The sequence below is a fragment of the uncultured Porphyromonas sp. genome, assembly GCF_947254915.1.
Classification (GTDB): Bacteria; Bacteroidota; Bacteroidia; order Bacteroidales; family Porphyromonadaceae; genus Porphyromonas.
Genome location: NZ_CAMYEZ010000160.1, coordinates 1 through 3,089, shown reverse-complemented (window position 1 = coordinate 3,089; position 3,089 = coordinate 1). Strand labels below are relative to the sequence as shown.

The 3,089-nt window shown below is 53.6% G+C and carries 2 protein-coding genes; both read right to left on the bottom strand.

Translation table 11 applies throughout. The features are described 5' to 3' along the window. Nucleotides 1-76: 76 nt before the first annotated feature. Entirely contained in the window at nt 77-1,420 is a 1,344-nt protein-coding gene (locus tag Q0X57_RS07965; RefSeq protein WP_297729929.1) for a DUF2851 family protein, read from the bottom strand. A 16-nt stretch (nt 1,421-1,436) separates the two neighbouring features. Then, a complete protein-coding gene (locus Q0X57_RS07960) occupies nt 1,437-2,525 on the bottom strand; it encodes a mannose-1-phosphate guanylyltransferase (RefSeq protein ID WP_297729927.1) in 1,089 nt (362 codons plus the stop codon). Nucleotides 2,526-3,089: the final 564 nt, after the last annotated feature.

The following is a 3,089-nucleotide window of genomic DNA, read 5'->3' as shown; positions in this document are numbered from 1 at the left end:
TTACGGAGTAAGAGCTCCCTTTTTCCGACATATAAACGAAGCCCCTAGCGACCGAATCGGTCACTAGGGGTTTTTCTTATAAGTCTTGCTGTTCGCCAATGGAGGGGGGCAGGCTCATCGCACCATAGCTCTGTAGTAGCGTACGCCCTACGGGGCATAGCCAACAGCAACGAGGCTCGCAGTAGCTCCCATAGAGCTGCAGGAGAGCTTGCGAGTCGTAGGCACTGCGGGGACGTAGCCCCTCGTTGACAAAGCGCTTCACGACCCTGTTGCGCTCAGCGGGTAGGTCGTGCGCACTCATCAGCGAGTCCTTTGCTAGGGATAGCCCGAGGAGGTCGCGCTCCTGTGTGAGGTAGTACTGAAGCGGTATGACCACATTGATCGCAATGCTCTCGACCGTCGCCCGTCCTATGGTGCCGAGCTGAGCATCCGTCTCGCTACCCCAGTGGTAGTGTCGCTGCCAGTAGTCGGTCGGGGTGACGGTGAGCAGCTGCTCCAGATGAGCTAGAGACGATGTGCGGAGGAGCTCTCCTGGCAGATTGTCACTACGATAGTAGAGCGCTGCGAGGTAGGCGAGCCGACGATGCGGGAAGGCGCTCGGACGGAGCCGTAGCATACGTATTGTGCCAAGCGATAGGGGAGAGAGGTGATACTTGTGCGATAGGAAGGTAAATTCCTCCTTTAGTCGCTCTCGGTACTGGTCTATCTCGGGAGATATTGGTGCACTCTCCAGTAGTCCGCCCACGCCGAGGAGCAACGCTTCGAGGGCTAGTGGCGAAGTCTTGTGCTTCAGTAGGATAGAAGGCGGGAGTTGGCGAGCTATCTGCTCGAAAGCATCATTATTCACCTTGCCCCCCAGGTAACGCATCAGGAAAAGGTGCGTCACCGCAGCCAGGTCGCCTTTGAAAAAGCTCATCGCCGTCTCAATCTGCTGACACTTCTTGTCCAGTCGCTCACGAGTCAGCTGTGCAAACCAATCCGCCTGCACACGCTCGGGTAGCTGGCTACAAGCCTCCCCACAGCGAGGAATCTGTGGTGCCTCCGTGAGTTGCTGCGCTATGGCGAGCAGATCAGGATTGATCTGCATACGGCAAGTGATAGGTGGTGTGCCAGCTTGTAGAGAGATGGGGCCATCGTCCTGCAGCACGATATGTAGGAGCACATTATTGTAGGCAGGGTCCAGCTGGTGCCCATGGCGTAGCCAGTCCGTCGCCTGGCAATGGATCTCCCCATTGCCCGCCCAGGTCAAAGGCCCTATGCGTAGCTTGAGATTGCTAAAGTCGGGCCCGCCATTCGTGTTGTACCGCCCTGGGTCAATGACGATCGGCGTGACTCCCTCAGGGATACAGGGGTGTGGCTCGAAGGTGAGAGACTCGTAGAGTCTATTGCCCCAGATCTGGTGTAGCCACATCTCCTGCATAGTTCGCGCGAATAGGTCAGATGTAGTCCTGTCCAGACTCTATCTCCACGTCGGTCACATAGTTCTTGATACTCTGCTCCGCCTCCCGCTTGCAGATGAGTAGCACGTTGCCATGCTTAGCAATGATACAGTCATCGACCCCCTGGACGACCGCTAGCAAGTCGGGATCGTCAATGTAGAGGATATTATTCATCGACTCGTAGAATCGGGTCTTCTCGTGATTCGTCACATTGCCCGTCTGATCTTTTGAGCTCTGGTCGTAGAGCGCCCCCCAGGTACCTAGGTCAGCCCAGCCGAAAGTGGCGGGCGTGACAAGCACGTTGTCCGCTTTTTCCAAGACACCGTAGTCAATTGATATACTAGGGCAGTAGGGATAGATCTCCTCGATCGCCGCCCGCTCACGGTCGGTGCCGAAGTCACTGGCGCGCTCGGTAAAGAGTCTGCTCACCTCAGGCATATACTTGGCAAAAGCATCTAGGATCGTCTTGACACTCCAAACGAACATACCGCTATTCCAGAGAAACTCGCCACAGGATACGAATATCTCGGCCATCTCACGGTTAGGCTTTTCGGTAAAGACCTTCACCTTGTGGTACTGTCCGTCGAGCGCCCTTTCGCTAGAGTCCACTTGTATGTAGCCATAGCCCGTCTCAGGAGCTGTTGGCTTGATACCCAGCGTCAGGAGGTAGGGGTGGAGGGCAGCGAAGCGGAGCGACTGGCTGACCGTCTGGACGAAGTTGTCCTCGTTCATGATGATATGATCCGACGCCGCCACGACGATTGACGCCTTCGGATCTCGCTGCTGGATATGGTAGCAAGCATAGGCGATACATGGAGCCGTGTTACGTCGCAGAGGCTCCGTGAGGATCTGGTCGCGCGTGAGTCCCGGGAGCTGCTCAAGGGTTAGGTCGACATAGTCCGCATGTGTGACGATGTATATATGGTCCTCAGGGACAATCCTCAAGAATCGCTTGTAAGTGTCCTGTAGCAGCGATCTGCCAGTCCCAAAGAAGTCTAGGAATTGCTTGGGTCGTGACTGTCGTGAGATAGGCCAAAAGCGACTTCCCACCCCGCCACTCATAATGACACAGTAATAATGCTCCATGTAAATCTGCGATGAGTTAGTTTGTTGCTACAAAGCTACTAATAAAATAGCTGTGGAACAAAGGATCCCTCAGTAATTTAGGGCGGAGGTATGACAATCCTATACTTCCGAGAGACTAGGTACGATGACAACCAAGGAGAGTATGTGGTGTGAGTCCCGCTGTATAGCATTATAACCTCACCTTATAGCTACTCCTACATCTCTATTGACGCCAATATCTCGGGGAAAAATCTCTAATAGCTCCCGAGGAAACGAAAATTCTCCACCGAGGGGCGAAATGAAAGTTCGGAAGAATGAAATAAAACTTCGGAAGAATGAAATGAAAGTTCGGAAGAATTTCTTACTACCTCGCTGGATAATCTAGATTCTCCACGGAGGAATTGTTTGATTTCCTCCGAGGGAGTCCGTATACTCAGCGATGTGGCAATGGTTGGTCTGGACTCTATAGCGCTATCATCGGTTATGTCGTCTAGCTCTTGTTACTCGGTTCGCTCCAGTAGCACCACATGCTCAACCCCTATGGTTATGGGGAACATATCCACGCTCGTAGATGGAAACATATCA